Source organism: Pseudomonas sp. B14-6, assembly GCF_013260315.1.
Classification (GTDB): Bacteria; Pseudomonadota; Gammaproteobacteria; order Pseudomonadales; family Pseudomonadaceae; genus Aquipseudomonas; species Aquipseudomonas mandelii.
Map to the genome: position 1 here is coordinate 1,125,795 of NZ_CP053929.1, position 25,887 is coordinate 1,151,681.

At 56.9% G+C, this 25,887-nt stretch carries 23 protein-coding genes and 4 pseudogenes; 13 read left to right on the forward strand and 14 right to left on the reverse strand.

Translation table 11 applies throughout. The annotated features are described in order from the left end of the window. The first annotated feature begins 302 nt into the window (after window positions 1-302). Together HP062_RS05160 and HP062_RS05165 are read left to right on the forward strand one after the other, a co-directional pair. Window positions 303-875: a TetR/AcrR family transcriptional regulator gene (locus tag HP062_RS05160; protein ID WP_154911710.1), complete on the forward strand. Its 573-nt coding sequence runs from the start codon at window positions 303-305 to the stop codon at window positions 873-875. Then, window positions 872-1,849, forward strand: a complete 978-nt coding sequence (locus HP062_RS05165; protein ID WP_172790993.1) for a DMT family transporter — start codon at window positions 872-874, stop codon at window positions 1,847-1,849. Before HP062_RS05160 ends, HP062_RS05165 begins: the two co-directional genes overlap by 4 nt. Before the next feature lie 563 nt (window positions 1,850-2,412). On the opposite strand, the gene HP062_RS31290 is transcribed toward HP062_RS05165, so the two are convergent. The 4 genes from HP062_RS31290 to HP062_RS05180 all read right to left on the reverse strand — a co-directional run bounded on the left by HP062_RS31290 (window position 2,413) and on the right by HP062_RS05180 (window position 6,319). Continuing rightward, window positions 2,413-3,369, reverse strand: a complete 957-nt coding sequence (locus HP062_RS31290) for a GGDEF domain-containing protein (protein WP_306163356.1) — start codon at window positions 3,367-3,369, stop codon at window positions 2,413-2,415. Then, window positions 3,369-3,971, reverse strand: coding sequence for a CHASE domain-containing protein (locus HP062_RS31295; protein WP_306163364.1), 603 nt, complete (start codon window positions 3,969-3,971; stop codon window positions 3,369-3,371). The genes HP062_RS31290 and HP062_RS31295 overlap by 1 nt, the downstream gene beginning before the upstream one ends. Before the next feature lie 309 nt (window positions 3,972-4,280). Next, the gene (locus HP062_RS05175; protein WP_077748455.1) at window positions 4,281-5,651 is read right to left on the reverse strand and encodes a heavy metal sensor histidine kinase; all 1,371 of its coding nucleotides are present in this window, start codon (window positions 5,649-5,651) and stop codon (window positions 4,281-4,283) included. Continuing rightward, window positions 5,648-6,319 (reverse strand): heavy metal response regulator transcription factor, encoded by a 672-nt coding sequence (locus HP062_RS05180; RefSeq protein WP_172790994.1) that lies wholly within the window; start codon window positions 6,317-6,319, stop codon window positions 5,648-5,650. Before HP062_RS05180 ends, HP062_RS05175 begins: the two co-directional genes overlap by 4 nt. A 150-nt stretch (window positions 6,320-6,469) precedes the next feature. On the opposite strand from HP062_RS05180, the gene HP062_RS05185 reads away from it, so the two are divergent. From HP062_RS05185 to HP062_RS05205, 6 genes and pseudogenes are all read left to right on the forward strand, one after another. Next, window positions 6,470-6,973, forward strand: coding sequence for a heme-binding protein (locus HP062_RS05185; protein WP_172792544.1), 504 nt, complete (start codon window positions 6,470-6,472; stop codon window positions 6,971-6,973). Between the two features lie 10 nt (window positions 6,974-6,983). Beyond that, entirely contained in the window at window positions 6,984-7,394 is a 411-nt protein-coding gene (gene uraH / locus HP062_RS05190) for a hydroxyisourate hydrolase (protein ID WP_077748458.1), read from the forward strand. A gap of 741 nt (window positions 7,395-8,135) precedes the next feature. After that, a pseudogene (locus tag HP062_RS31410) lies at window positions 8,136-8,771 on the forward strand (PAS domain-containing protein); the annotation flags it as partial. 156 nt (window positions 8,772-8,927) lie between these two features. Further along, window positions 8,928-9,362, forward strand: a pseudogene (locus tag HP062_RS31415) (methyl-accepting chemotaxis protein); the annotation flags it as partial. A 61-nt stretch (window positions 9,363-9,423) separates the two neighbouring features. Further along, window positions 9,424-9,839, forward strand: a pseudogene (locus tag HP062_RS05200) (hypothetical protein); the annotation flags it as partial. Between the two features lie 38 nt (window positions 9,840-9,877). Then, window positions 9,878-10,330 (forward strand): PAS domain-containing protein, encoded by a 453-nt coding sequence (locus HP062_RS05205; RefSeq protein ID WP_010460270.1) that lies wholly within the window; start codon window positions 9,878-9,880, stop codon window positions 10,328-10,330. Window positions 10,331-10,777: 447 nt separating this feature from the next. On the opposite strand, the gene HP062_RS05210 is transcribed toward HP062_RS05205, so the two are convergent. Beyond that, the gene (locus HP062_RS05210; RefSeq protein ID WP_042932070.1) at window positions 10,778-11,557 is read right to left on the reverse strand and encodes an SDR family NAD(P)-dependent oxidoreductase; all 780 of its coding nucleotides are present in this window, start codon (window positions 11,555-11,557) and stop codon (window positions 10,778-10,780) included. A 62-nt stretch (window positions 11,558-11,619) separates the two neighbouring features. Between HP062_RS05210 and HP062_RS05215 the strand changes: the two are divergent. Continuing rightward, window positions 11,620-11,985: pseudogene (locus HP062_RS05215) on the forward strand (response regulator); the annotation flags it as partial. A 23-nt stretch (window positions 11,986-12,008) separates the two neighbouring features. Here the strand turns inward: HP062_RS05215 and HP062_RS05220 are convergent. The 3 genes from HP062_RS05220 to HP062_RS05230 all read right to left on the reverse strand — a co-directional run bounded on the left by HP062_RS05220 (window position 12,009) and on the right by HP062_RS05230 (window position 14,502). Continuing rightward, window positions 12,009-12,602 (reverse strand): iron transporter, encoded by a 594-nt coding sequence (locus HP062_RS05220; protein ID WP_172790996.1) that lies wholly within the window; start codon window positions 12,600-12,602, stop codon window positions 12,009-12,011. Between the two features lie 369 nt (window positions 12,603-12,971). Then, window positions 12,972-13,580, reverse strand: a complete 609-nt coding sequence (locus tag HP062_RS05225; protein ID WP_172790997.1) for a dTMP kinase — start codon at window positions 13,578-13,580, stop codon at window positions 12,972-12,974. A 154-nt stretch (window positions 13,581-13,734) separates the two neighbouring features. Beyond that, window positions 13,735-14,502: an AraC family transcriptional regulator gene (locus tag HP062_RS05230; protein WP_172790998.1), complete on the reverse strand. Its 768-nt coding sequence runs from the start codon at window positions 14,500-14,502 to the stop codon at window positions 13,735-13,737. A gap of 278 nt (window positions 14,503-14,780) precedes the next feature. Here HP062_RS05230 and HP062_RS05235 point away from each other — a divergent pair, with 278 nt between their 5' ends. The 4 genes from HP062_RS05235 to HP062_RS05250 all read left to right on the forward strand — a co-directional run bounded on the left by HP062_RS05235 (window position 14,781) and on the right by HP062_RS05250 (window position 18,852). Then, window positions 14,781-15,707, forward strand: a complete 927-nt coding sequence (locus tag HP062_RS05235; RefSeq protein ID WP_145307056.1) for a 4-hydroxyproline epimerase — start codon at window positions 14,781-14,783, stop codon at window positions 15,705-15,707. Between the two features lie 61 nt (window positions 15,708-15,768). Beyond that, window positions 15,769-16,716: a dihydrodipicolinate synthase family protein gene (locus HP062_RS05240; RefSeq protein WP_010460283.1), complete on the forward strand. Its 948-nt coding sequence runs from the start codon at window positions 15,769-15,771 to the stop codon at window positions 16,714-16,716. A 72-nt stretch (window positions 16,717-16,788) separates the two neighbouring features. Then, window positions 16,789-18,066 (forward strand): FAD-binding oxidoreductase, encoded by a 1,278-nt coding sequence (locus HP062_RS05245; RefSeq protein WP_172790999.1) that lies wholly within the window; start codon window positions 16,789-16,791, stop codon window positions 18,064-18,066. A gap of 141 nt (window positions 18,067-18,207) precedes the next feature. After that, on the forward strand, window positions 18,208-18,852 hold the full coding sequence (locus tag HP062_RS05250; protein WP_077748464.1) for an MliC family protein: 645 nt from the start codon (window positions 18,208-18,210) through the stop codon (window positions 18,850-18,852). 28 nt (window positions 18,853-18,880) lie between these two features. Here HP062_RS05250 and HP062_RS05255 read toward each other — a convergent pair whose 3' ends face one another. The 6 genes from HP062_RS05255 to HP062_RS05280 all read right to left on the reverse strand — a co-directional run bounded on the left by HP062_RS05255 (window position 18,881) and on the right by HP062_RS05280 (window position 25,879). Then, on the reverse strand, window positions 18,881-19,321 hold the full coding sequence (locus HP062_RS05255; protein ID WP_010460288.1) for a CBS domain-containing protein: 441 nt from the start codon (window positions 19,319-19,321) through the stop codon (window positions 18,881-18,883). A 30-nt stretch (window positions 19,322-19,351) separates the two neighbouring features. Then, window positions 19,352-19,738, reverse strand: a complete 387-nt coding sequence (gene nirD, locus HP062_RS05260) for a nitrite reductase small subunit NirD (RefSeq protein ID WP_172791000.1) — start codon at window positions 19,736-19,738, stop codon at window positions 19,352-19,354. Beyond that, on the reverse strand, window positions 19,738-22,299 hold the full coding sequence (gene nirB / locus HP062_RS05265) for a nitrite reductase large subunit NirB (RefSeq protein ID WP_172791001.1): 2,562 nt from the start codon (window positions 22,297-22,299) through the stop codon (window positions 19,738-19,740). Before nirB ends, nirD begins: the two co-directional genes overlap by 1 nt. A 349-nt stretch (window positions 22,300-22,648) precedes the next feature. Continuing rightward, window positions 22,649-23,989 (reverse strand): glutamine synthetase family protein, encoded by a 1,341-nt coding sequence (locus HP062_RS05270; RefSeq protein WP_371859430.1) that lies wholly within the window; start codon window positions 23,987-23,989, stop codon window positions 22,649-22,651. Window positions 23,990-24,009: 20 nt separating this feature from the next. After that, entirely contained in the window at window positions 24,010-24,564 is a 555-nt protein-coding gene (locus HP062_RS05275) for a helix-turn-helix domain-containing protein (protein WP_172791002.1), read from the reverse strand. A gap of 25 nt (window positions 24,565-24,589) precedes the next feature. Further along, the gene (locus HP062_RS05280) at window positions 24,590-25,879 is read right to left on the reverse strand and encodes an FAD-binding oxidoreductase (RefSeq protein ID WP_077748468.1); all 1,290 of its coding nucleotides are present in this window, start codon (window positions 25,877-25,879) and stop codon (window positions 24,590-24,592) included. Window positions 25,880-25,887 lie beyond the last annotated feature (8 nt).

The following is a 25,887-nucleotide window of genomic DNA, read 5'->3' on the forward strand; positions in this document are numbered from 1 at the left end:
TTCAAAGATGATGTTATTGGCGATTTGCCGACCTCTACAACTAGCCCCATAAATGCACATCCTTACCCGTGGATCGATTCCCGTCACATACCAGAGGCAAGAGCGTATGCGTTAACCACTCGGGTGCAGGGTGCGTTTAATTAGCGTAACGAACGTCCTGGCTGGCCAAATCCTGCGATTTACTGCTGCTTTTGCATACTGCGGTCTGCGTCGTAACGGCCATGATTCAGGTCGTATTTGGATGCACCCCAATCTTACCGGTCAGTATAGTTAGCTCCGTCCCTATGCCGGAGTGCCTTAAATTGGACAATACCCGTGAACGCTTGATTGACTCAGCGCTGAAGCTGTTTCTTTCACAAGGTATATACATTACTGGTGTGATGGCCATCGCCGCGATGGCAGGTGTTACCAAGATGACGCTCTACAGCCATTTCCCCTCCAAGGATGCGCTGATAGTGGCTTGCCTTGAGGAGCGCGACCGACGCTGGCGTGAAGAGGTAGAGCGCACCTTGGCAGGGCATCCTGACCCGGTCAGTGGCATGCTCGCTTTTTTCGATTTGTATCAACGCTTTCTTTTACAAGACAGCGAACGCGGGTGCCTGTTCGTCAACAGTGCGGCCGAATTCCCCCAGTTTAGCCACCCTGTGCATTTGGCAGTGAGCAGGCATAAGCAAGGGATACGCGACAATCTCACTACCTTGGCCGTGAGCGCCGGTATAAGTGACCCTGACGTAGTTGCTGAGGGGCTGTTTATCTTACTGGAGGGCAGTTTTGTCAGCGGCGCCATGGGCCAGGACGTCAGGGTATTCGACACTGCCCGACACGTAGCTCATTGCTGGATCCGGAAGCAGGCCCAACAGGAGCAGAGCGTATGACCCTAGGCCTATTAGCGGCCATTGCCGCCACTTTTTCATGGTCGCTGCTCTACATCTTTCCGGGGTTGGTCGGCGATTACAGCCTTTTTGATCTGGCTGTGGTGAGCTATGCCTTTGCCGGTTTAGGTAGCCTGCTTGTGCTGTTTGTTTACCGCAGCGAAGTTCGGCAATTGCGACTGAGCGACTGGGCCTGTGCCGCACTGCTGGGCTTCTTGGGATACATCGGCTACTTCTTCCTGATCACCACTGCAGTCTTGGCAGCTGGGCCGGTGATCCCTCCGGTGATGATGGGGTCAGTACCGATTGTGCTTGCGATCGCCGGCAACATGCGAAGCTCCAGCGTGCCCTGGCGCGCCATTGTCGGGCCGCTGCTGGTGGCGGCATTGGGCATAAGTTTGGTCAACTTGAGCGTGTTTGATTTTAACGCCGCAAAGGTGGTGCTCCCGACCCATTCCATACTGCTGGGGCTGCTCGCATCGTTAATGGCAATTGGATTTTGGACTGGTTTTGGATTGTTAAATGAAAGTGCTTTGGCTCAGCGCCCAAGCATGTCCCCCATGTTGTGGTCAGCCATGTTGATCTTCATGTGCAGCGTCGAGATGCTGGCGTTCATACCCGTTGGTCTGCACTTGAACCTGTCCCACTTCGCTAGCCATCCGAGCGGGTTAGCAGGTACTCAGGCGCTATTAGTCTGTGGGTTGATTCAGGGGTTAGGGGCTACCCTTGCGGGTGCCTGGGCATGGTCAATTGCAACTCGACGTCTACCTCTGGCGCTCAGCGGGCAATTGATCGCCAGCGGAACCATTTATGCAACTACGATGGGCCTGCTGATCAACCAACGCTGGCCCTCTCCTATGGAAGCGCTTGGGACAGGGTTGCTATTGGTCGGGGTGGTATGGGCAATTCACGCCTTTTATCGCAGGCAAAACAGCCTCGCGACGCGTGGTGGGATAACTGACCTTGGCCAAAACTAATTCGACTGCGCCGGTACGGGCATTTTAGGTGTCCACTTTGGATTGATTTGGCATCATTACCCTGAGTGCCGGAGTCGGGAAGGTGTGTTTGGCGGACGGTTACGGCGTAGCTGTCGGAGGGGCCCGGCATTGCGAAATCAAACTTAGAGAGACGCGGGGGGTCTCAATCACGTAAGGATTTCAAGGTATTTCAACCTGATAGGCCGCATCGGAAGTCGGAATGCCGATATGCAGAAATGATATCTGTATTCAGAGCATTTCTAACAGAACCTGACAGGCTCCCTGGGTCTTTGTTGCCGAACTTAGCGATTAAATGAGCCGGAATATCCTAGACGCAAGATCGCTACCGAAGAAAGACCGCAAAAGGCAAAGCCGCCTCTAAGTCAGTAACGCGCAAATAAAAACTGACGCCTTGTTGGGTTGCCGTTTTGTTCTAGGGGGGCGTGCTGCGAGTTTAAATATGACGAAGGCCAATGCCGCATCGAGGCCAACGGGACGCTAAAGTAAATTTACATCCGATGGATCCTTGCCTGACTAAGCGACTAGCGGTGCTAGTGAGCATCTCAAGCTTCCGGGGACTCAGTCATCGCGACTCCTTTTCGCCCCAGTTGTTTAACGCCATACATGGCCTGATCCGCCGCCTTAAGCAATGTATCGAGACTCTTGCCATGGGTAGGACACAGCGATACGCCAATACTGCACGATATTGAAAGCTCTCCTGCACTGGTCACGACTGTCTGCGCGATGGTTTCGAGCACCCTCGCCGCCTTCAGTTCCGCACTCTCGGTGTGGGTAATGTCTGTAACCAGAATCACGAATTCATCCCCGCCGTAGCGTGCGATGGTGTCACACGAGCGAGTGGCTTGAAGCATGCGATTTGCGACCGCTCGGAGAACCTGATCGCCGACCTCATGGCCGTACTTATCGTTGATATCCTTGAAGTGATCCAGGTCGATCAACAGCACGGCAAATGGAACCCCGTTCACTTTCCAATCGGAGAAGGCCTGATCAAATCGATCGGCGAAAAGGTAGCGATTAGGCAGTTGGGTGAGCACGTCATGAGTTGCGAGATAAGCCGAGCGTTCGTGTTCAACCTCTGCTCTTTCGATCGCTTTGAAATGCCGAATCAATACCACAGGCACAAGCACGAATGCCCCCGCGAGAACCGCAAGGATGATCAATGTTTCCGCGGTCAGAATATCCCCCAATCGCAACTGACGCTCAAACAACAAGATCATCGGTTGTGAAACATTCCTGATCTCGACTCGGTCAGATAGCGCCGGTAATAGGAAGCGATCCAAGATACAGGCTTGCTCGGTCTGCGTTGAAAAAACATTGCTTTCAGATCCTGCGGCGGTTTTCAGGACAGCACTGACGCGAACCAGGGGATCTACGTTCGCATAACTCACAGCCTCCTGTAGCGAGTCCGTCTTGATCAAAAGCAAAGACACCATCGTGCTGCCAAAGAAATTGGGGCGAGTGTTCCCTCGATCCTGTTCAGGACGAATGACTGACTGCATCAGAATGTAAGCGTTCCCCCCTCATACATTGAGAAAACAGGCGATACGACCGGCTTCTGATTATTGTGTGTTCGAGCCAACGCATAGGAGAGATAGGCGACGGTTTCTAGCTTGACGCCATAGATCGAACTCGATTCAGGGAGTAAGGGGTACATGAACAATACAGGCCAAGTCTCATTGAGATAGACCTGATGTTGCGCAGGTTGGTGAGTGAGACTCGGAAAATCCTTGAGTTGAAAGTCTGGTCGCCAAGTACGGCGCAACAGATCTTCAAAAGCCGCCTGTTCGGCGATGGGTACCGCCCGCGCCGCCTCAAGCATATAAATATGAGGGTAAGCGGCTAAAACGACGGCTGCATACCGGGCCGCAGCTTCCGTATCGCTCTGATCGACGGCTTGAAGAAATGCCGAGAAACCCGCCAGCACAGCCTCATTAGTATCAAGCTGATTGCGCACGATGCCGGAAATATTTTGTACGTATTCCGAGAAACGCTTTTCTCTACGTTCAGTCTCAGACTTCAGCAGTAACAGAGCTGAAAAAACAACCAATCCGACAGCGAGGAAAATGAAACCTGCCAGGGAGCTGCGCCGCCTAGTAAGCATCACTTTAACTTTTCCAAAGCGCAGAGCGAGAGCCGAGCCTTGGCAAGCACCGTTGAAGCTAAAAGAGATCGCGGGTGAACGACCGATAAATGCCGATTTGAAGGTCGCTGAGCATTGAAAACAACTCCCAAGGAATCAGATCCGATACGATTTCTGCTCTGCACTGCGGCTACCCCTTTCGCATGTGCTCGAAAGAAAAATTTTCGAGCCCCATTTGCTGCTTCCTAGATGGTCACCACCGCAACGAAACTCACTATAGGGCAATTTGCCAGTATTCGCTGTGTCGTGTGCAATACCTTCGGTTCGAGCTCAGGCGTTTATAAGGGGAAACTCCAAGTGAAAGCTCGTACCTGCGTCAGTGCTATCAACGGTTATACGACCGCCATGCAGTTGCATAATCGAACGAACGATGGCCAATCCCAGCCCTCCGGAATCGTCGGGTTGATTGCGTGATGGGTCACACCGGTAAAAACGCTCAAACAATCGTGGAAGATGTTCTGCCGCAATCGGCTCGCCGTGGTTGTGCACAGTGATGTCGAGACGGTGCTCCAAAACCCTGCTGCTGATCGTCACTGCAGAGGTAGGAGTTGCGTAGCGCAGCGCATTCGCCAGCAAGTTAGCAAGTGCTCGACGGATCAAGCCTGGATCACCCAGCAATTGATCCTGGGCCTGGTTTATCAGCTGTACATCTCGTTCTTGCGCTACCCCTTCGAAATACTCACAGAGCTGCTCGATCAGATCGTGCAGGTTGATTTGCTCGAATTTTACGCAAGCGTTTGGTTGCTCGGTGCGAGCGAGGAACAGCATGCTGTCGATCATGCGGGCCAGCCTTTCATACTCTTCCTGATTGGAAACCAGCAGGTTCTGATAGTCCTCTATAGAGCGACTGCGCCTCAGAGTTTGTTGGGTATGTCCCATCAGGTTGCCTAGTGGGGTTCGCATCTCATGGGCGAGGTCTTCCGAGAAACGTGAAAGCTGGGCGAATCCGTCCTCAAGACGTGCAAGCATCTGGTTGAGGGCATTACAGAGCGGTTTGAGTTCATTCAGCTCACTGAACTCATCCAGCCGCAGATGCAGATGCTGCACATCGATAGCGGCCGCGCGCTTGGCCAGCAGGCGCACAGGGTGCAGGCCTCGTTGACTAACCCACCAACCGAATCCAAAAGCCAATAGCGCTCCGACTGACATGGCCAGCCAAAGCCTGAGTCGGTAAACCCCCAGCATCTGCTCGCGCTCACCCAACAACTTGCCAGCGATCAAGGTCAAGCCGCGATCACCTTGTATGACATCCTGCCAGGCAAGCCGCACAGCCTCGGAAGAGTGATCCTCAACAAGGCGCGCCTGGGGGGCAGCCGGCAACTTTGGAAAAGTCATACCCACCGGGTTGATTTCGATCAACACCTTGCCGGTGTCATCGACAATCCATAGCAGACTGTCGCGATTGCCCAACATGTTTTCGTAGAGCTTGGGCCGACCTCGCAGTTGCTCGATGCTGTCGCTATCGCTGATCAATGCTTGCATTCGCTCCAGGCGTCCCAGCAGGGCCTGGTCGTCGCGCCACGCAATCTCTCGCTGTAACGATTGATAAAGATAAAAACCGATGGAGCCCAATAACAGTGCGCTGACCAATGCGAACATGATCGCCAGGCGCAGGCTCAGAGTGCGCGGAAACAGAGTCAAGATCGCACCTCGAGCATGTAACCGATACCACGGACTGTGTGGATCAATTTCAGCGGGTAAGGATCATCAACCTTGGCGCGCAGTCGGCGGATGGCGACATCGACCACATTAGTGTCACTGTCAAAGTTCATTTGCCAGATCTGTGAGGCAATCAACGAACGCGATAGCACCTCCCCTTCACGACTAAGCAGCAAGTGCAGTAGGGCGAACTCCTTATTGGTCAGGGTGAGGCGCTCTCCGTTGCGCGTTACCTTGCGTCGCAACAAGTCCAGACTTAGGTCGCCAGCCACAAAATGCTCCACCTCGCGAGGCGGGCCACGGCGCAGCAAAGTGCGTACGCGTGCCAACAACTCGGCATAGGAAAAGGGTTTCACCAGATAATCATCAGCCCCCAACTCCAGCCCTTTGACCCGATCATCAACCGAATCACGTGCGGTAAGAAACAGTACCGGGGTCTGCCACTTACGCCGGATGATTTGCAGCAATTGCCAGCCGTCCAACCCCGGCAACATGACATCCAGAATGATCAGATCGAACTCACTCTCCTGTGCCAAATGCTGGCCATCGAGGCCGTCAAGAGCGATCTCTACCGAATAGCCCGATTCAGTCAGGGCTTTGCGCAGGTAATCCGCCATTTTCGTTTCATCTTCAACCACCAGGATACGCATTTTTTCCTCCAGGACTGGCGCACAGGCTAGCCCGCTTCGCTGATTTCTCACATTACATATTGGTAATCAGGAGGTAATCATTCTGACGGAGCGGGCTGGTCATGATGTCTGGCAATGACCCAGACAGACTCAACCAACCAAGGAAACAGCATGCGTACAAGCCTATCGACTTCATTGCTGATCACACTCGCAATGAACTCTGCGTTCGCCGTTGCAGCTCCGGATCAGGTTGCGCAGCGCCAGGACGTGTCACTTGCAATGGCCAACGATTTGCTAACGGCCGCGCTGACCGCCTGTCATGCCGATGGCCGCACAGCCGTCGCCGCAGTTGTCGACCGAGGCGGCAATCTGGTTGCCGTGCAACGCGATGACAATGTCGGCCCGCACAACACGTTAGCCGCGCAACGCAAAGCCTATACCGCCCTGTCGACCAAGACTTCGACGCGGTTGTTAGCTGAGCGCGCTCGCGCTAATCCAGATGCTGAAAACCTCAACACCCTCGATGAGTTGTTACTGCTCGGTGGAGGCGTGCCATTGAAATTCGATGGTCAGGTCATCGGCGCCATTGGGGTGGCTGGTGCGGGGGGCGCATCACACGATGAAAGTTGCGCAGAGGTCGCTATCAACAAAGTTTTACCTGCCGTTAAAAACTAAGGACATCACCATGACTGTATTGAAAAGTATCTTCGCTGGCGCTGTATTGAGTGCCCTTTCAGCCCTTGCATCAGCGGCAACAAATCCGTTGAGCGTGCATGTACTCAACTTGCAGGATGGTCTGCCCTCCCCTGGAGTCAATGTCACGTTGGAAAAACAGGATGGGAAAAACTGGGACATGCTCAACAGCGCGGCTACCAACGAGCAAGGTCGTATCACCGGGCTGTATCCGCAAGGTCGGGGTCTGGAGAAAGGTACCTACCGTGTCACCTTCAAGACTGGTGAGTGGTTCAAGTCGCACAAAACGTCCAGCTTCTTTCCGGAGGTACCCGTCATTTTTGAGGTGGACGGTACCGTTCCTCACTATCACATCCCGTTGCTTCTGAGCCCTTACGGTTTCTCCACATACCGAGGAAATTGATCGTAAAGCGATACCAAAGGATACCGCCCGAAGGTGAAGACAGCCGCCCCTACTCAAAAGGGCGGCACTGTCGCTTAACTTTTGGGCATCAAAACCTTCAGCGATGACCACGTTCACGCCTTAGGCTTGGTTCACGTTACAGGTGTGATGCCGGTAACAGTGCCTTTCTGATCCCTGACCGTAAATTGCAGGCCACTGAACACTCGACCCGATTGGCCATGCCGAGACAAGGGAATGCGGTGGACTTCAAGGCGCAAAAAAGAGCGTCCATCCTCAGTGTGTTCCTATGCTTACTTGATGCAAACCTATACAAGATGCTGTCATTCGCACAAGGCTGATCAGCAGTGGGTGACGCCTTCCTTTGTTGATGAATGCCCGTTCTGCGCTCTATACATTAAAGACCTGCGCAGAGGCGACTATGGGTCCCATCAATTATTTATTAGTGTTCGCTGTGATCGGCTTGAACCGGCGCCTGGGAGCGGTAGGCAATTGCCGGTGCTCAATCCCCTACCCGATCAGCGCATTACCCGCGATCAACATGCTTCCCTTCGTGTTCAATCTTGAATTTTATTGTACAAATGGCATCATGCTGTACAGGTTTTGCGTCGGCTTAATGAAAGTGCCATGCAGTCCATAGCCACTGAGGTACGTATGTTCAACTCGCAAATCAAAAAAGAACTGGCCATCAGCAAGCAGCGTTTGGCTGTCTGCGAAGCCACCCTCGCAGCATTAGGTGGCTCCATGGCTCTGATTGAGTTCCAGCCCGATGGCACGATCCTCGGCGCCAATCAAAATTTCCTGAGCGTAATGGGCTATCGCCTCGAGGAAATTCACTCCCAGCATCACCGCTTATTTTGTAAAACGACCTATGCCAACAGCGTCGCTTATCAAGGTTTTTGGTCCCGCCTGAGTAATGGTGAGTCCATAAACGACCGCTTCCTGCGCCTGGACAAACAGGGGCGTGAGATCTGGCTGGAGGCTAGCTATAACCCTGTTCGCGACGCCTCTGGACGGGTGATTAAGGTCGTCAAGATTGCTACTGATGTCTCCGCCCGGGTGCAGAAGGAACAAGAGCAGGAAAGTCAAATCAACGCGATTAACCGTTCCATGGCAACCATTGAGTTCAACCGGCAGGGAGAAGTCATCAGCGCCAACGAGAACTTCCTTGCAGTGATGGGTTACCGCCTCGATGAGATTGTTGGCAAGCACCATCGTCTGTTCTGTGAGCGTAGCGAAAGTGAATCTAACGAGTATCGCCAGTTCTGGGAGCGCCTGAATCACGGCGAATTTTTCTCCGGTAACTTCAAGCGCCTCAACCACCAGGGACAAACCGTCTGGTTACGTGCGACTTATAATCCGGTGTTCGACGCCAACGGCAGCCTTTACAAAGTGGTTAAGTTTGCAAGCGATATTACTTCTCAGGTTCTCCAGCAGGAAACTGAGTCACGAGCAGCACGCATGGCCTATGAGACTTCGCTGAAAACCGACAATACAGCACAGGAAGGCGCCCGAGTGGTGCAGGAGACCGTGGGTGTCATGCAAAGCCTGGCTAGCGAATTGAATCACGCAGCCGAAGGTATCAATGATGTCAGTCAGCAGTCAGAAGTAATCAGCAGCATCGTGCAGACCATCCGTGGCATCGCCGAACAAACGAATCTTCTTGCGCTAAACGCCGCCATCGAAGCGGCTCGTGCCGGAGAGCAGGGTCGAGGTTTTGCGGTGGTCGCTGACGAAGTGCGCAATCTGGCTTCGCGCACAAGCCAGGCCACCATCAAAATTGTTGAAGTGGTGCAGCACAATCGTTTATTAGCCCAGGGGGCAGTGGCCAGGATGGAGGCGAGTAAAGACAAGGCAGAACAAGGGGTCAAATTAGCCGGAGAGGCTGGTCGAGTGATTCTGGATATTCAGGATAGTGCTCGCCAAGTCGTACACGCGATCAGCAATTACTCGTCGACATTAGCTAGATGATTCAGCCTTGCGGCTTGAGCAAAATCCTGGTTTGACCGACACATTGGTGGTAATTGAAAGCTTCGACGGTAGTGAGCTGCACTATGCCAATGGTTAGCTTTACTTGGTCAATCAGTTCATTTCAGCCCATAGCAATCATCGCGAAGACCAGTACGGCGACTCCCTTCACAAACGCCTACGGTTATCGCCGAATCGGACTGGGATAATGCACAACTGATGTCGGAATCGTTCCGTCGCGCAGTCCGTAGTTCTTTCAGCGGTGCGATCATCTACGCCGGTCGTTACACTGCACAAAGCGCTACGCAGTTGCTGGATTCAGGACTGGCCGACCTTGTCGCTTTTGGCCGTACGTTCATGGCCAACCCGGATCTGCCAGCCAGAATCTCGAACGATTGGCCGCTGCCCCCTCTAAACTCAGCCACAGTGTATGGCGGTAATGCCGAGGGTTATACTGATTACTGCGTGTATGGCGGGTAACCGCTAAAAATGAGATGTCACTCACTGGGGCTCTGAAAATGATCGACGCAGAACTGCTGAAACTGGTGGTTGAAGCATCCAACGACGGCATCGTGGTAGCAGAGCAGGAAGGCGACGAAAACATCCTGATCTATGCCAACCCCGCCTTTCAGCGCCTTACGGGGTACAGCGTTGACGACATCCTGTACCAGGACTGCCGCTTCCTGCAGGGTGATGACCGTAATCAAGCTGGTTTGACAGTAATCCGCGAGGCGATAAGGAACATGCTCCCCTGCCGCCAAGTCATTCGCAACTATCGCAAAGACGGCAGCGCCTTCTGGAACGAGCTGTCGATCACCCCAGTGTTCAACGACACAGATCAACTCACCTACTTCATCGGTATCCAGAAGGACGTCAGCGTCGAAGTTGAGGCCAAGGAGCGAGTGCGTGAACTGGAAGCTGAAGTCGCACAGCTGAAGACCCAGCTGGCTCTATTACAATCTAAAACCTAGATGAATCCGCACTTGATGGTTAACGATCCAGTATCCACCCGTAAAAACGTCTCTGTTTCTGAACCAGGGACTGGTGAACTCTCAAGCAACGTACCACCCCCACCCTCGCAATCATCCGCCATAATTTGTGCACTGCCGTAATCGTAATCAGATGGTGCACAAGATCATGGCCCATTCCAGCTATCCGGCGAGATGCCAATGGCCCGGCCTTCGGCCGAGTTTGGTGTATGCCGATGCCCTACGTCATCGAAAGACAAACGTGGTGCTTAAGGATGGCTGGGCTGCACGGATGTTCTGGTATGGAAGCACCTGAAAGTAATCGCTCAACCTGAGTCACTATTTCAACGCTGGCGGAGCTAGCATCCGGCTTAAGGCTAGCAAGTATCTGCGCGTTTGATTTCTTCGTTAAATAGTAGGCTCACTAAAAGACAGCAGTCCAAGCTAACGTCAGGGCGCCTTGTTTTCGATCAGACAATTACCGCCATCCACCACCAGCACTTCACCGGTGATATAGCTGGCTTCCGGAGACGCCAAAAACGCCACTGCAGCGGCAACCTCTTCTGGACGACCGGCGCGACCGATCGGAGTGTAGGTACCCGCGCGGCTTTCTTCTTCGGTCAATGCTCCCGTATCAATCCAGCCTGGTGCAACACTGTTGACGGTGATGCCCCGTTTACCGACTTCCAGCGCCAGGGCCATATTCATCCCCAGCATTGCTGCTTTTGCCGCACTGTAAGCCGACTCACCTGGATTGCTTCCGCGTGTACCGGACGTCGAACTAATGTGGACGATACGTCCGTAACCGCGCGTCTTCATCCCAGGTAACACCGCACGAGTCAGCAAAAAAGCGGTAGTCAGGTTGCGCGCCAGAGATAGATTCCAGGTCGCCAAATCCATGTCCGCCACTTCGACGAAGGGTTCCGGGCTGCCGACCATAGCCATGCCGGCGTTATTGACCAAAATGTCGATATGGCCGAACTGCTCATGAGCCCAATCGGTCAGCGCTTTGACTTGCAATTCGTCAGTCAGGTCGGCTGCCATCGCCCGAGCGTCTATACCTTCAGCCTGCAACTCGGCGACACGTTGCTGAATTCGCGCACTGCTGGCAGTGATCAAGACTCGCGCGCCTTCGCGGCCCAAACGTCGGGCGATTGCGAGTCCAATACCACTTTCACTGCCCGCACCGCTGACCAGCGCGACTTGACCTTGCCACATTGGAATCGCCATTTCTTATCCCTTTGTGATCACTCAATTTAATGCAACGATAGCAAAAAAGCCTATTAATGGCGGTGCTCAACGGTTGGGACGTCCTGACAAAGATCCGGGCCGCAGGCGCAAGTATGCGAGTGTTGTTCCTCTCAGCTCGCGATGGCGTAGAAGACCGAGTTAAAGTATTGGATCTGGGTGCTGATGACTACATGGTCAAGCCTTTTGCGTTCCCCGAGCTACTTGCTAGAGTCCGAGTCTTGCTGCACAGAGCAGACCCTCCATCCAGTCAGCCCCATTTAGTAATCGGTGATCTTGAGCTTGACCTACTCAAGCATCAGGCGTTTCGAGGAGGGAAACGGATCGACCTAACGGCGAAAGAGTTTTCATTATTGGAATTTATGCTCCAGCACCGTGGTGAAGTTCTTCCGAAATCCCTTATCTGCGCCCTCCTTCGGCAAAATGGGCTCCGCTAGTTTGCTGCCGAGACGGGTTCTGATACCTCGACAAGCACACCTTCCTTCAATTTGAAGTGAAAGTGGGCGTTTACCGGTTTCGACCACAGGTCTTTGTCCTGCATTTCACGAGCGAACGTTGGAACACCAACAGTGACCGTGGCGGCGTAAACACCATCACCAGCTAAGGGGCTGTTTTCAGAGTAATGCAAACCACTGCCGCCCCACATCGGCGGTAGAATCGTTTCTACGCTCTTTCCATTGGCTTTGTTCGTCGCAGCGAAGGTAACCGTGGAGTACGGGAGTCGCGTCTTGGTTGCGTTGTCCGTCACCTTGATCTCAATATGATACCGCTCGTTCTTTGCGGGAACATGTTCACTCCACTGAGCAGGTGTTCCCATCTGCATCCACATAGCTTCGGCGCCCTCAAGCTCGAACTGGATTGTCAGCCCGTCGTTGATGACTCTACCTATTAGAACTGCGCTTTCCGTTGGATCTTTCGGTGAGGTGAGCGTCTTGATCTGCGGCTCTTCCGCTTGCGCAAGGCATGTGGCGACTGGCAGTGCTATTGCGGATCCTAAAGCGAACAGCAACTTTTGGGTGTTTGTCATCTCAAGTGCTCCTGGCTGAGTGAAGCTATCGCGGATGCAATTTCCAACGCCAATTAGATCTCACTGTCGTTTCCACCAATCACGTTTGCAATAGCATCAATGGCTAAGTTCATCTGCAAGCCCTTTGAATAGCTACGTTGGTACTTCACTCTAGCCCATGGACTGCCTACTGCCGGTTAGCTGTCAGAAATGTAATATTTCAAACAGCTAATCAACGCTGCTCCCGCATAGGCTTTCGATTGCCGACCTCTGGCCCAGGCTGTGTGTGCGTGTGTGTAAAAGCGCGGGCACCTTCTTGAAGAAGTCGTTGCTACGTAAAAACTGTCAGCGCCGCAAGACCGGCGCAGCGAACTTCGTCTACAGGGCACATCAAAGGACTCCATTGATCTGCGAAACCACCTGCATCGTTGCGGCTTCGATCGTTCCTTCATTACGGCATAAAATCCAGCCGTGATCTGCAATCGCTCGTTCGAACGCCTGGGTACAAGCGACATGTTCTTCCAACCGATGGATCACAGTACTGCTCAGCCCACGCTGTCGTGCCGCTGCCCTCGCCCATGAAATATCAGGGGCGGTGACAACTCCGACATGCAGGTCTGGCACTCGCACGTTTCGATCAATGTTCAACTGCAGAATCTCTGCAAACGGGATTATCCGGCGAAACGCGGCATCAGATGGATACCAGCGATCGATCAAGATGATGCTGCCTGGTGGTTGTTTAGTCAGCACGTGCCGGGAGATCCAGGCACGGCTATCGGCGAAGCGCTCACAAACTTCCAACTCCAGAGCCCGGCTGGGATTTCTGACGAGTTTGTTCACGAGGGCCATTGTTTCACCCCTGTAGGGATCGCTTTTTTTCTCGCAAAGCCGGATCACTTTTTTGTTGTCTGCCCTCAGTACTTTCGTGACGGCCTCCAACAGTGTGGTTTTGCCGGCTCCCTTGGGCCCATCTAGAGAAACAAACAGCGGACGATTCATTCTTCACATAACGATTGATACACGGTTTTTTTTGCCCTGTTCGTTCGCTGGAACCGCTTGGCGCGACTACCCGAATCGAGTGCAGGGCCCTTATGAGCAGACACTGATGGGCACTCTAACTTAGTTTCTGGCGAATGAATGTCCCCCGATGCATTCATGACACCTGTCGATACTGGCGCGGCGTAAACCCGGTCAATGCCTTGAACTGTCGTGTGAACGCACTGTGGTCGGTGTAGCCGCACTGCAATGCCACGTCGGTAATGGGAATGTCGGTGTGCAGCAGTCGGTGCGCATGTTCCAGTCGAATCTTTTGAATCATCTGCCGTGGCGTCAGGTGGAACACGCGCTTGCAATACCGTTCCAGTTGCGCCACCGAAATACCGGCGATCCGCGTCAGTTCGCCCAAGGTGATACGGCGATTGAAATGCGCGCGAATGTATTCATCCACCGCCGCCAGGCGCTGATAGGCCGGGTGAGCATCACTGGCCGATTGCAGGTCAACCGAAATTCCCACCAGGCCCATGATTTCACCGCTGCGGTTATACAACGGGCGTTTATGCGTCAGGCACCAACCGGGTTCTCGACTCCCGTATAAATGCAATTCCAATTGGTCTTCCAGAACAAAGCCTTGCTCCAGTACACGACGATCCTGTTCGGTGTAGCCAGGCCCCAATTGTGCTGGAAAGACTTCAGCGCTGGTTTTGCCAAGCAGCGGTTGCAACTGTTTCAACCCGCAGCGCTGAACCAGCGTGCTATTGGCCATGACATAACGCGCCTTCATGTCCTTGATAAAGATCGCGGCATTGGGGATCACGTCCAGCATCGGCAACAGCAGTGCCACGCCCGCCAGTAATTCTTCGAGGGTATCGGGGCGATTCAGGTCGTTTCCTTGGCACAGGATCGCCAATGCGTTCTGCGTCATGACGCTTGTTCTCCCACTCTGCGGACAAGCAAAAATCCTCCCTTGCGCCCTCTCCGCTCAGCAACTGGCCTTCACTTCGGAGCCGTTGTCGAGGCGCGCGCAAGCAGATTGCCCCAAGGTTTACCCCGTGTCGAGGCCACAAGGATTGTGCTGATTTCGTCATTTGCATTCATGGAAAACATCAATCGCTATCGCCCCTGACGCGTTCACTCTATCCGCAGGTTCGGTGGCCTGGTGGTGGCAACCGGTGTACCGGCACACTTCTAAAGGATGGGTTCATGAAACGAGTACATGTCATCGACTCCCACACCGGCGGCGAACCGACTCGCCTGGTGATGAACGGATTTCCCCAATTGCCCGGCCAGACCATGATCGAGAAGCGTGATGCCCTGCGCGATCAGCATGACCACTGGCGCAAGGCCTGCCTGCTGGAGCCCCGGGGAAACGATGTCTTGGTCGGCGCCCTGTATTGCGAGCCGGTCTCGCCGGATGCCACCTGCGGCGTCATCTTCTTCAACAATGCCGGCTACCTCGGCATGTGCGGTCACGGCACCATCGGCCTGGTCAACTCGTTACATTACTTGGGGCACATCGCTCCGGGTGTGCACAAGATCGACACGCCGGTCGGCCCGGTCAGCGCGACGTTGCATGAAGACGGCACGGTGACCCTGCGCAATGTGCCCGCCTACCGCTATCGCCAACAGGTGCCGGTAGACGTCCCCGGGCACGGCTGCGTCTACGGCGACATCGCTTGGGGCGGCAACTGGTTTTTCCTGGTGTCCGACCACGGGCAAGTGTTGCAACTCGATAACGTCGAAGCGCTCACCGATTACACCTGGGCGATGCTCAAGGCCCTCGAAGCCCAAGGCATCCATGGCGAAGACGGCGCCGTCATCGACCATGTCGAGTTGTTTGCCGACGACGACCAGGCCGACAGCCGCAACTTCGTCATGTGCCCGGGCAAAGCCTACGACCGCTCGCCCTGCGGTACCGGCACCAGCGCCAAACTGGCATGCCTGGCTGCCGATGGAAAACTGGCCGCGGGTGCGCCCTGGGTACAAGCCAGCATCACCGCCAGTCAATTCGTCGGCAGTTACGAATGGGAAGGCGAACGTGTCCGCCCGTTCATTACCGGCCAGGCCTTCATGACCGCCGACAGCACGCTGCTGATCGACGAACAGGACCCCTTCGCGTGGGGCATTTGAGCGAACACGCTGCATTCCCCACCTCAATCAAGCTGAATAAACGCTTCAAGGAGTGCCAACAATGAGCGCAAACATCTTCACAGGCTGCATGCCTGCACTGATGACCCCCTGCACCGCCGAGCGCAAACCCGACTTCGACGCGCTGGTGGCCAAAGGTCGCGAACTGATCGATATCGGCATGAGTGCTGTCGTGTATTGCGGTTCCATGGGTGACTGGCCCCTGCTCACCGAAGCCGAGCGCCAGGAAGGCGTGGCGCGTCTGGTCGCTGCCGGCGTTCCGACCATCGTCGGCACTGGCGCCGTCAACAGTCGTGAAGCGATTTCCCACGCGGCGCATGCGGCCAAGGTCGGTGCCCAGGGCCTGATGGTCATCCCTCGCGTCCTCTCCCGGGGTGCCTCGCCGGCCGCGCAAAAAGCTCACTTCGCGGCGATTCTGGAGGCTGCTCCAAATCTGCCGTCGGTAATCTATAACAGTCCTTACTACGGCTTCGCCACCCGTGCCGAGCTGTTCTTCGAACTGCGCCGCGAACACCCGAACCTGATCGGCTTCAAGGAGTTCGGCGGTGCTGCTGACCTGCGTTACGCCGCCGAAAACATCACGTCAAAGGACGATGACGTCACCCTGATGGTCGGTGTCGATACCCAAGTGGTGCATGGCTTCGTCAATTGCAACGCCACCGGCGCTATCACCGGCATCGGCAACGCGCTGCCCCGCGAAGTGCTGCAATTGGTGGCCCTCAGCAAGCAGGCGGCCAAGGGTGACGCCACGGCTCGCCGCCTGGCCAAAGAGCTGGAATCTGCGCTGCAGGTGCTGTCGTCCTTCGATGAGGGCTGCGACCTGGTGCTCTATTACAAGCACCTGATGGTGCTCAATGGCGACAAGGAATACACCCTGCACTTCAACGAAACCGATGCGCTCAGCGATGCCCAACGGCGCTATGCCGAGACTCAGTACACGTTGTTCCGCCAGTGGTACAAAAACTGGTCGGCCGAACAGAACGTTGCCTGATCCCACCCTGACTGCGCCCGCTGTAAACCCGCCCGGCTTTGCAGCCGGGGCCACTTATTCCAGGAAAGCGCCATGACTCTGCCTGCTGCACACAACCCGCACGACATCGCCGACATTGCCGTGGTCGGCGCCGGCATCATCGGCGTCGCTTGCGCTGTGCGGCTGGCACGTCAGGGTCTGCGGGTGGTGGTCCTCGACCAGCAAGACCCTGGCCGGGGCGCCTCGTTTGGCAATGCCGGGCACCTGGCGACCGAACAGGTGTTTCCTATCGCCGACCTGTCCATCCTCAAACGTTTGCCCGCCATGCTCACAGACCCAATGGGGCCGTTGCGCCTGGACTGGAAATACCTGCCACGCGCTCTGCCCTGGTTCACGCGCCTGTTGCTGAACCTGCGACATGCCCCCTTCCAACGAACCATCGCCGGCCTGCGCGCACTCAACGAAAGCAGCCTGGGCGCCTGGCACCGACTGCTGGAGGACATTGCCCGCCCCCATCTGCTGCGCGAAGATGGCTCGTTGCTGGTGTTCGAACGGGCGGACTCGCATAAAGCAATCGAAGCGCTACAGGCTCGGATGCGCCATCAACACGTACCGGTCGACTACTGGCAGGCCAACGCGGTGCGCGAGGCGGCGCCACAACTCAGCGAGCGAATTCAGGGCGGTCTGTTCTTCCCGCGCACCGGTCATTTTCTCGACCCTTACCGAGTGGTCTGCGAACTGGTCCATGCCGCCAAAGCCTGCGGCGTGCACTTCCTCAAGCACCAGGTCCTGGGCGCACACCTGCATGAGCACGGCGTCTCGCTTATCACCGACCAGGGCCGTTTCACCGCCCGCCAGACCCTGATCGCCTGCGGTGCTCACTCCGCGAAGTTGACGGCAGCGCTGACCGGCAAAAAAGTACCGCTGGATACCGAGCGCGGCTATCACTTGATGTTGCCCCATGAACACGGACGGCTGCCGTTCGCCGTTACCTCGCTGGAGCGCAAGTTCATCATGACCCCGATGGCCGATGGACTGCGCTTGGCCGGCACCGTCGAGTTCGCCGGCCTCGACCGAGCGCCGGTGATGGAGCGTGCCTGGCAGTTGCACCGGTTAAGCGAAGGCCTGTTCAAACGAGACTTGAACGCTGAGGCGGCGACGCCGTGGATGGGGTTTCGCCCGTCCTTGCCGGATTCCCTGCCGATCATCGACCGGGTGTGCGACGGCAAAGTGCTGCTCGCTTTCGGTCACCAGCACCTGGGCCTGACACAGGCCGCAGTCACAGCCGAACTCATCGCGCAACTGGCTTCGCCTGCGCCTCATACCCATGAATTACCGGACATTGCGCCCTACAGGTTGGATCGATTCTGAAGGTCACCCGCCGCCGGGCGGGTGTGGCAAGTTTCAAACACTGGCATACACTGCGTACACCCATGCAAACGAATGACTGTTCAACGGATCGCCAGGTCCTCGGCAATCCGGGCATCCCAAAATGATCTGGGTGAAGCCAACATGAAAACGGTCACGGCCCTGTTCAGATGCCTGTTCGCTGCCAGCCTGTGCGCGGCGGCGAGCACCTGCGCCCACGCTGCGTCCCCTCCCGGCATCGACTGCGCCAAGACCAGGGCCTCCGTCGAAAAGCTTATCTGTCGCGATCCACAACTGACGCAGATGGACATCGAACTGACGCGTCTTTATCGCCTGGCGCTCACCGATGAACGTTCAGTTCCGCCCCCGGACAAAGTCATCATCGACCAGCAGTTCTGGATCGATGCCCGCAACGGGTGTGCCTCGGGACCGGAGCAAAAGATGTGCATCATCCGCAGTTATGCCGAGCGTGCGCACCAGCTTCGCCAAGGCTCGGCCATCGTGAGAACCAAGGATCCAGACCGACTCACCGAAGGCCCCCTGGCGTTTCGTTGTGCAGGCTTTAACACGCTGATTACTGCCACTTTCTTCAGTACGCAGCCGGGTGTCGTGTACCTGAAATGGGCCAACACCGCGATCACCCTGAGCCAGGTGCCGAGCGATTCGGGCACTCGATACACCGGCAAGGATTACCAGGGCAATTACAGCTTTTGGCAAGACGGCAACGCGGTGCTTTTCCAGAAGCCAGGCTCACGGGAAATGAGCTGTACGGTCGAACCGGTCAGTTGATGGCTTTGGCGCAAAACCACCCACCGTCTCAGTGCCCGCGAATGTAATGCTCCAATTGCCGAATCAGATCGGCCTGTTCGACGATGGCTTCCTTGACCAGATCGCCAATCGACAGCAGGCCAATCAGTTCACCGTCTTCCACCACCGGCAAATGACGCAGATGGCTGTCGGTCATGACGGCCATGCAGCGCTCGATGCTTTGCTGACTCGGCGCAGTCACCACCGGCGAGCTCATGATGTCGCGCACTGGCGTCCCTACTGAAGAGCGCCCCTGCAGCACGACTTTGCGGGCATAGTCACGCTCGCTGATCACCCCGACCACCTGGCCTTTGTCGATGACGGGAAGTGCCCCGACGTTCTTTTCGGCCATGAGCTTCAGGGCCTCCAGCACCATTTCATCAGGTGCGATGCTATGCACCTGACGGTTCTGCACGACCTTGAGTTTGAGCAACTGTGCGGCTGTTTTCATACGTGGCTCCGATTCGATTGCGTGATGCAGTTAATGGCCTTCAAACCGCCCCGACCTCCACCCTCCCCCGTTCAACCGCACCGGCCAGACCCGCAAACGCTGTTGCGGGTACTCCAGGCAACTGCCGTCCTCGAGCCGGAAATGCTGTTTGTAGATGGGCGACGCCACCACCAGGTCGCCCTTGATGCTGCCGATCAATCCGCGACCGATGACATTCGCCCCGGATTGCGGGTCATGGTTGTCAATGGCGTAGAGGGTCTGCCCCTCGGCTCCGGGCAGGTAGAACAGCGCCACTTGTGCGCCGTCGAGCCAGACGACCACGCCGGAGTTACTGACCAGGTCCTGTTGGTCGCAGACGGTTTGCCAGGCGCCGGTGTTTTCCAGGGGCGCAATGCGTTGGGTAGTGGGCTGGCTCATCAGGCAATCTCCTCGGTGACAGGAATAAGGTTGAGTTCGGCGGCCATGATCGGGCGCCGCTGACCGCGCTCCTGGACAAAGTGAATGTCCGGGTCCGGGCGTTTGTCGTTGACGAAGGTACGGAAACGCTTGAGTTTCTGCGGGTCTTTGAGGGCGTTGGCCCACTCGCATTCATAGCGGTCGACCACCAATTGCATCTGCGATTCGAGCTCTTCACCCAGGCCGAGGCTGTCGTTAATGATCACCTCCTTGAGGAAGTCGAGGCCGCCTTCCAGGCTTTCACGCCATACCGAGGTGCGCTGCAATTTGTCGGCGGTGCGGATGTAGAACATCAGGAAACGGTCGATGTAGCGGATCAGGGTTTCATCGTCGAGGTCGGTGGCAAACAGTTCGGCGTGACGCGGTCGCATGCCGCCGTTGCCGGCGATGTACAGGTTCCAGCCTTTCTCGGTGGCGATCACGCCCACGTCTTTGCTCTGGGCTTCGGCGCACTCACGGGTGCAACCGGACACCGCGAACTTAAGCTTGTGCGGCGAACGCAGGCCCTTGTAGCGGTCCTCGATGAGCAGGGCCATTTTCACGCTGTCCTGTACGCCATACCGGCACCAGGTGCTGCCGACGCAGGACTTCACCGTGCGGGTCGATTTGCCGTAGGCGTGCCCCGTTTCGAAACCGGCTTCGATCAGCTCGGCCCAAATGTCCGGCAACTCGTGCAACTGCGCGCCGAACAAATCAATACGCTGGCCGCCGGTGATTTTGGTGTAGAGGTCGTATTTCTTCGCCACCACGCCGATGGCGATCAGTTTGTCGGCGGTGATCTCGCCACCTGGGATGCGCGGCACCACCGAATAGGTGCCGTTTTTCTGCATGTTGGCCATGAACGTGTCGTTGGTGTCCTGCAGCGGCACCAGTGAGGCGTCCATGATCGGCTGGTTCCAGCACGATGCGAGGATCGAGCCCACCGCCGGTTTGCACACGTCGCAACCGGTGTGGCCACGGCCATGTTTGGCCAGCAGTTCTTCGAAGGTGATCACCCCTTCTACCCGTACCAATGCGTAAAGCTCCTGACGGGTATAGGCAAAGTGTTCGCACAGGCTTTTGTCGACGCTGACGCCGCGGGCAATCAGCTCATGTTCGAAAACCTGCTTGAGCAACCCGGCACACCCGCCGCAGCCGGTGCAGGCCTTGGTTTGCGACTTGAGCAGGCCGAGGTCGGTGCAGCCACCGTCGATGGCCGAGCAAATGGAGCCCTTGGTGACGTTGTGGCACGAGCACACTGTGGCCGATTCGGGCAACGCGCCCGGGCCCAGGGTCGGCGCGCCTTCGGACGAGGGCAGAATCAGGCTGGCGGGTTCCGCGGGCAAGGCAATCGCGTTCTGCATGTATTGCAGCAGCGTGTCGTAATAGCTGTTGTCGCCGACCAGCACCGCACCGAGTACATGCTTGCCTGTCGCATCCACCACCAATCGGCGGTAGCTGGCGGTGGTTTCGTCGATGAATTGATAACTGCGCGAGCCCGGCGTGCTGCCATGCGCATCGCCGATGGAGCCGACGTCAACGCCCAACAACTTGAGCTTGGTCGACATGTCCGCGCCCATGAACGGCTCGGCGACTTCGTTGCACAGCCGTGCAGCCACGCCGCGCGCCATCTGGTAGCCCGGGGCGACCAAGCCAAAAATGCTGCCATTCCACGCGGCACACTCGCCGATGGCATAGATGTTTGGATCGCTGCTCAGGCATTGGTCGTCAACCACCACGCCGCCGCGCGGGCCGACTTCCAGCGAGCACTGGCGGGCCAAGGAGTCTTGGGCGCGGATCCCGGCGGAAAACACGATCAGGTCGGCCTCCAGAAATTCGTCATTGGCGAAATTCATCCGATAGCGATATTCCTCGCCTGGGCTGATCGATTGAGTGCCTCGCGACAGGTGCACGCCGACGCCGAGGCGTTCGATCTGGGCCTTGAGTGCACGACCGCCCTGCTCGTCCAGCTGCACCGGCATCAGGCGCGGCGCGAATTCCACCACATGAGCCTCCAGGCCCAGGCTTTTCAGGGCATTGGCGGCTTCCAGTCCGAGCAAGCCACCGCCGACTACCACGCCACGTCGGGCATTGGACGCAGCGGCGCGGATCGCATCAAGGTCTTCAAGGGTGCGGTACACCAGGCGCGAATCGCCCTCGGCGCCTTCGATCGGCGGCACAAACGGGTAGGACCCGGTGGCCAGTACCAATTTGTCGTAGGCGACGCAGCCTTGCGCGGTGATCACCTGGCAGCGGGCGCGGTCGATTTCCAGGACCGGCACACCCAAGTGCAAGGTGACGCCCGGGGTCTGGTACAACGAGGCTTCACCCAAGGCGAGCGACTCGGCATCACGTCCGGTGAAGTATTCGGAAAGGTGCACACGGTCGTAGGCGCGCATCGGCTCCTCGCTGAAAACGTGCAGCCGATAGTGATCAAGGGCACCGCGCTCGATCAGCTGTTCGACACAATGATGTCCGACCATGCCGTTACCGATCACGATCAGCGTTTGCAGCTTGTTCAACGCGGCGACATTGGAATTCATAAGAAGTACCCGACTAAGCCCATCACGGTTCAAAAAGCAAAAAAAAACGCCTGAAACCTTGCGGTTCCAGGCGTCTTTGCCTGTTCTTTTGCGGTGTTGAAACCAGACGTCTATGCCTGACCCACCGATGTTGCCCACGAATCGATCGTCGTTGACCGAGGGGGCTGCCCACTCGACTGCGTTCACGGTGGGCCTGATCGATGTAATGCAGCGATTGTGCCAAGCGCTGAATGTCAGTGTTTTACGGCACCTTCCGGGGCTTTAAGGAGATCAACGTTGCCGGTTTCTGCCTTGGCTTAGTGCATGCCACCGCACGAAAGCTTTATTAAAGTGCATTCGCACGCTTGGCTTATAGATACCAGCGATACTCCCGCGCACTGATCTCCTGCATGAACGCCAGATGATCCTGGCGCTTGTTCTCGCAATACACGTCTACGAACTCCGCTCCCAGCCCTTCGCGCAGCTGCGGTTGATGCTGCATGGCGCGTACCGCTTCGAGCATCTCCAGCGGGAAGTCGACCCCACTGTTGCGGTCTTCATTGAGCGGCGGGATCGGTTCGTTGCCTGCTTCCAGGCCCTGTTCGAGCCCCACCAGAATCGCCGCCAGCACCAGGTACGGGTTGGCATCGGCACCGGCCAGGCGATATTCGATGCGCAGGTTTTTCGCATCCGATTCCGGAATGCGCAGGCACGCATCACGATCCTCAAAGCCCCAGCTCGCCCGGGTAGCGATGTTGGTGGTGCCGCCCAAACGGCGAAAGGCGTTCTGGTTCGGCGCGAAGATCGGCATGCAATGCGGCAGTAATTCCAGGCAACCGGCCACGGCATGACGCAACGATTGCTGCTGATTCGCGGCGAGGAGGTTATTGCCGGCGGCGTCATACAGGCTGACGTGCACATGCATGCCGCTGCCCGGGTGCTGCAAGTAAGGCTTGGCCATGAAGCTGGCGCGGTAACCGTGTTTCAGGGCCACGCCACGGGTGCTGCGACAGAACAAGGCCGCCCAGTCCGCCGCTCGCAAGCCATCATCAAGATGCCCGAAATTGATCTCGAACTGGCCCGGGCCAAGCTCGGCGGTGATCACTGTGGTATCGATGCCTTGGGCCCGCGAGGCTTCGACCATCTCATCCAGCACCGGCGCAAAACGTGACAGGCGCTCGATGTGCATGTTCGGCTGATCGTCGGCATCGTCGGTCAGATCATCCCGGGGGAATTGCGGCAGTCCGTCGCGCAGCTTTTTATCGAACAGATAGAACTCCAGCTCGAACGCCACCACCGGATGGATGCCTTTGCCGGCGAGCCTGTCCAACACCTGCGCCAGGACCTGGCGCGGCTCGAACACAATTGGCTTCTCGGTGCCGTCCGAGGTGATCAGCATTTGCCCCAGCGGTTGTGCTTCCCAGCTGACCGGCTTGAGTGTGCCGGGCACCAGGCGGCGCAGCGCATCCGGGTCTCCGTCGTTAAAGCAGTAGTCGCCAATTTTGAACAAACCGCCTTGCACACCGAGCAGCACACAGTTTTGCGGCAGTTTCAGCGCGCTGCCGGACGCGACCTTTTCCAGCATCTCCACGGGATAGCGCTTGCCGTAGAAGTGCCCCGGAATGTCCAGGGAAATCAGGTCGACATAACGTACATCAGGGTAGCGTTGGCGAAAGGCGTGCACCTCGGCCAGCAGATCAGCGTCCATCATGGTTGGTCCTATTGTGGTGATCAGGTGTAGACCCAGAGCACTCGCGTGAGGTGCTCGGTGAGGTTGCCGTAGCGGCAACGGGTATGGCTGTCGAACTGAAAGCTGTCGCCGGCCTGCAAGGTGACGGCGTCGTCATCACCCAGCCACAGCGTCAACTCGCCTTCGAGCACGTAGCCGCCCTGCTCCGAGCTGTCGCTCAAGTGCCGTTCGCCACTGCTGGCGCCGGCTTCGAGGTGACTTTCGAGCATGGAAAACGAAGCCCGCATCTTCGGCGACACCAGAATGTCGGTGATGCCGTTGGCGTAGTACAACGTGCGGCGTTCATCCGGCCGGGTGACCCACGACAGTTCCTTGGGTTTGGGCAGGCTATAGAAATAGGTGGTCGGCACGCCCAGGGTTTCGCTGATCGCCGTCAGGTCGGCCACGGTGGGTCGTGACAGGCCGCGTTCGACCTGTGAGAGAAAGCCGACGGAACGACCGATCTGGTCAGCCAGATCCTTCAAGGTGTACTTCTTATGCTTGCGCAGATCGTGAATCAGGATCGCCAGCGCGGCGATTTCTTCTTGCTTGTTCATGCCTGGAATTCCGCCAAGTGATTCATCAAATGCTGTCGCGCAGTCGATACCACGCCTTGCCGATAGCTTCCAGCGGCGCCGCCAGGTATTTACCGCCGGGGAAGCTGGGGTTACTCAAGCCCTGATACAACGCCAGTTCATCACTCTGGCCGAGAATCGCGTCGGACACGGCGCGGGCAGCGGCCAGTGTGGGCAGCACGCCATGCCCGGAATACCCCTGAAGCCAGTAGCGATCACCCTTGCGACCAATGTCTGGGGTGCGTTTGAGCGTCAGGTCAATGTGCCCGCCCCAGGCGAACTCTAGCTTCACGCCTTTGAGCTGCGGGAAAACCCGTTCCAGAAACGGCCGGGTTGCGCCGGCAATGTCCCTGGGCATCCCACCCAGATACGTGCATCCACCGCCGAACAGCAAGCGGTTGTCCGGCGTGCGACGGAAGTAGTCGAGAACGAACTGGTTGTCGGTGACACAGACATTGCTCGGCAACAGCGCCGTGGCCTGCTCGGCCGTCAGGGGGGCGGTGGCGACTTGATAAGTGCCCACCGGCAACACGCAACTGGCCAGCTGCGGGTCGAGCTCGTCGAGATAGGCATTGCAGGCCAGCACCAGCACATCCGCGCGAATCGATCCGCGTTCGGTGTTTACCAGGAATTGACCGCCCTCCTCTCGATAACTCAACGCCTTGCTTTGTTCATGGATACGGCCGCCCGCACGCTCAATGGCGGCGGCCAGGCCGAGGGCCAGTTTCAGTGGATTCAGGTGCGCGCCTTCAGGGTCATAAAGCCCGGCCTGATAGCGCTCGCTGGCCACCCATTCCGGCAACTGTTCACGGCGGATGAACTGCAAGCCATCGTGGCCCCATTTGTGGCTGGCTTCGTGCTGCCACTCCGTCAGCAGACCAACCCGACGGGGCATCACCGATGTCCACAAATGGCCAGCGCGGTAATCACAGTCGAAACCATGGCGAGCCGGCAACTCACGCAGCTCTTGCGCAGCCCAGCGCATGCCGTCCCACAACCGCCGCGCACGCTCGTAGCCCAACGCTGCTTCCAGCGGCGGCATGTCACACGACCAGCCGAGAATGGCCTGCCCGCCATTGCGCCCCGACGCGGCCCATGCCACGCAGCTGGCTTCCAGCAGCGTCACCCGCTTACCAGCCAAAGCCAGGCGCAACGCAGTATGCAGGCCGCTGAAACCGGCACCGATGATGACGATTTCGGTGGTTTGCTCACCGGCAAGCGCCGGTCGGGTGGTCAGGCGATCAGCGCAACTGTGGGCGTAATAGCTGGCGACATGCTGCGTGGACTGCTGAAACATACAAGCCT

Coding starts and splice junctions, on each gene's coding strand:
- HP062_RS05165 (WP_172790993.1), top strand. CDS start 872: ATGACCCTAGGCCTATTAGCGGCCATTGCCGCCACTTTTTCATGGTCG.
- HP062_RS31290 (WP_306163356.1), bottom strand. CDS start 3,369: ATGCAGTCAGTCATTCGTCCTGAACAGGATCGAGGGAACACTCGCCCC.
- HP062_RS31295 (WP_306163364.1), bottom strand. CDS start 3,971: ATGCTTACTAGGCGGCGCAGCTCCCTGGCAGGTTTCATTTTCCTCGCT.
- HP062_RS05180 (WP_172790994.1), bottom strand. CDS start 6,319: ATGCGTATCCTGGTGGTTGAAGATGAAACGAAAATGGCGGATTACCTG.
- HP062_RS05185 (WP_172792544.1), top strand. CDS start 6,470: ATGCGTACAAGCCTATCGACTTCATTGCTGATCACACTCGCAATGAAC.
- uraH (WP_077748458.1), top strand. CDS start 6,984: ATGACTGTATTGAAAAGTATCTTCGCTGGCGCTGTATTGAGTGCCCTT.
- HP062_RS05205 (WP_010460270.1), top strand. CDS start 9,878: ATGATCGACGCAGAACTGCTGAAACTGGTGGTTGAAGCATCCAACGAC.
- HP062_RS05210 (WP_042932070.1), bottom strand. CDS start 11,557: ATGGCGATTCCAATGTGGCAAGGTCAAGTCGCGCTGGTCAGCGGTGCG.
- HP062_RS05220 (WP_172790996.1), bottom strand. CDS start 12,602: ATGACAAACACCCAAAAGTTGCTGTTCGCTTTAGGATCCGCAATAGCA.
- HP062_RS05225 (WP_172790997.1), bottom strand. CDS start 13,580: ATGAATCGTCCGCTGTTTGTTTCTCTAGATGGGCCCAAGGGAGCCGGC.
- HP062_RS05230 (WP_172790998.1), bottom strand. CDS start 14,502: ATGACGCAGAACGCATTGGCGATCCTGTGCCAAGGAAACGACCTGAAT.
- HP062_RS05235 (WP_145307056.1), top strand. CDS start 14,781: ATGAAACGAGTACATGTCATCGACTCCCACACCGGCGGCGAACCGACT.
- HP062_RS05240 (WP_010460283.1), top strand. CDS start 15,769: ATGAGCGCAAACATCTTCACAGGCTGCATGCCTGCACTGATGACCCCC.
- HP062_RS05245 (WP_172790999.1), top strand. CDS start 16,789: ATGACTCTGCCTGCTGCACACAACCCGCACGACATCGCCGACATTGCC.
- HP062_RS05250 (WP_077748464.1), top strand. CDS start 18,208: ATGAAAACGGTCACGGCCCTGTTCAGATGCCTGTTCGCTGCCAGCCTG.
- HP062_RS05255 (WP_010460288.1), bottom strand. CDS start 19,321: ATGAAAACAGCCGCACAGTTGCTCAAACTCAAGGTCGTGCAGAACCGT.
- nirD (WP_172791000.1), bottom strand. CDS start 19,738: ATGAGCCAGCCCACTACCCAACGCATTGCGCCCCTGGAAAACACCGGC.
- nirB (WP_172791001.1), bottom strand. CDS start 22,299: ATGAATTCCAATGTCGCCGCGTTGAACAAGCTGCAAACGCTGATCGTG.
- HP062_RS05270 (WP_371859430.1), bottom strand. CDS start 23,989: ATGATGGACGCTGATCTGCTGGCCGAGGTGCACGCCTTTCGCCAACGC.
- HP062_RS05275 (WP_172791002.1), bottom strand. CDS start 24,564: ATGAACAAGCAAGAAGAAATCGCCGCGCTGGCGATCCTGATTCACGAT.
- HP062_RS05280 (WP_077748468.1), bottom strand. CDS start 25,879: ATGTTTCAGCAGTCCACGCAGCATGTCGCCAGCTATTACGCCCACAGT.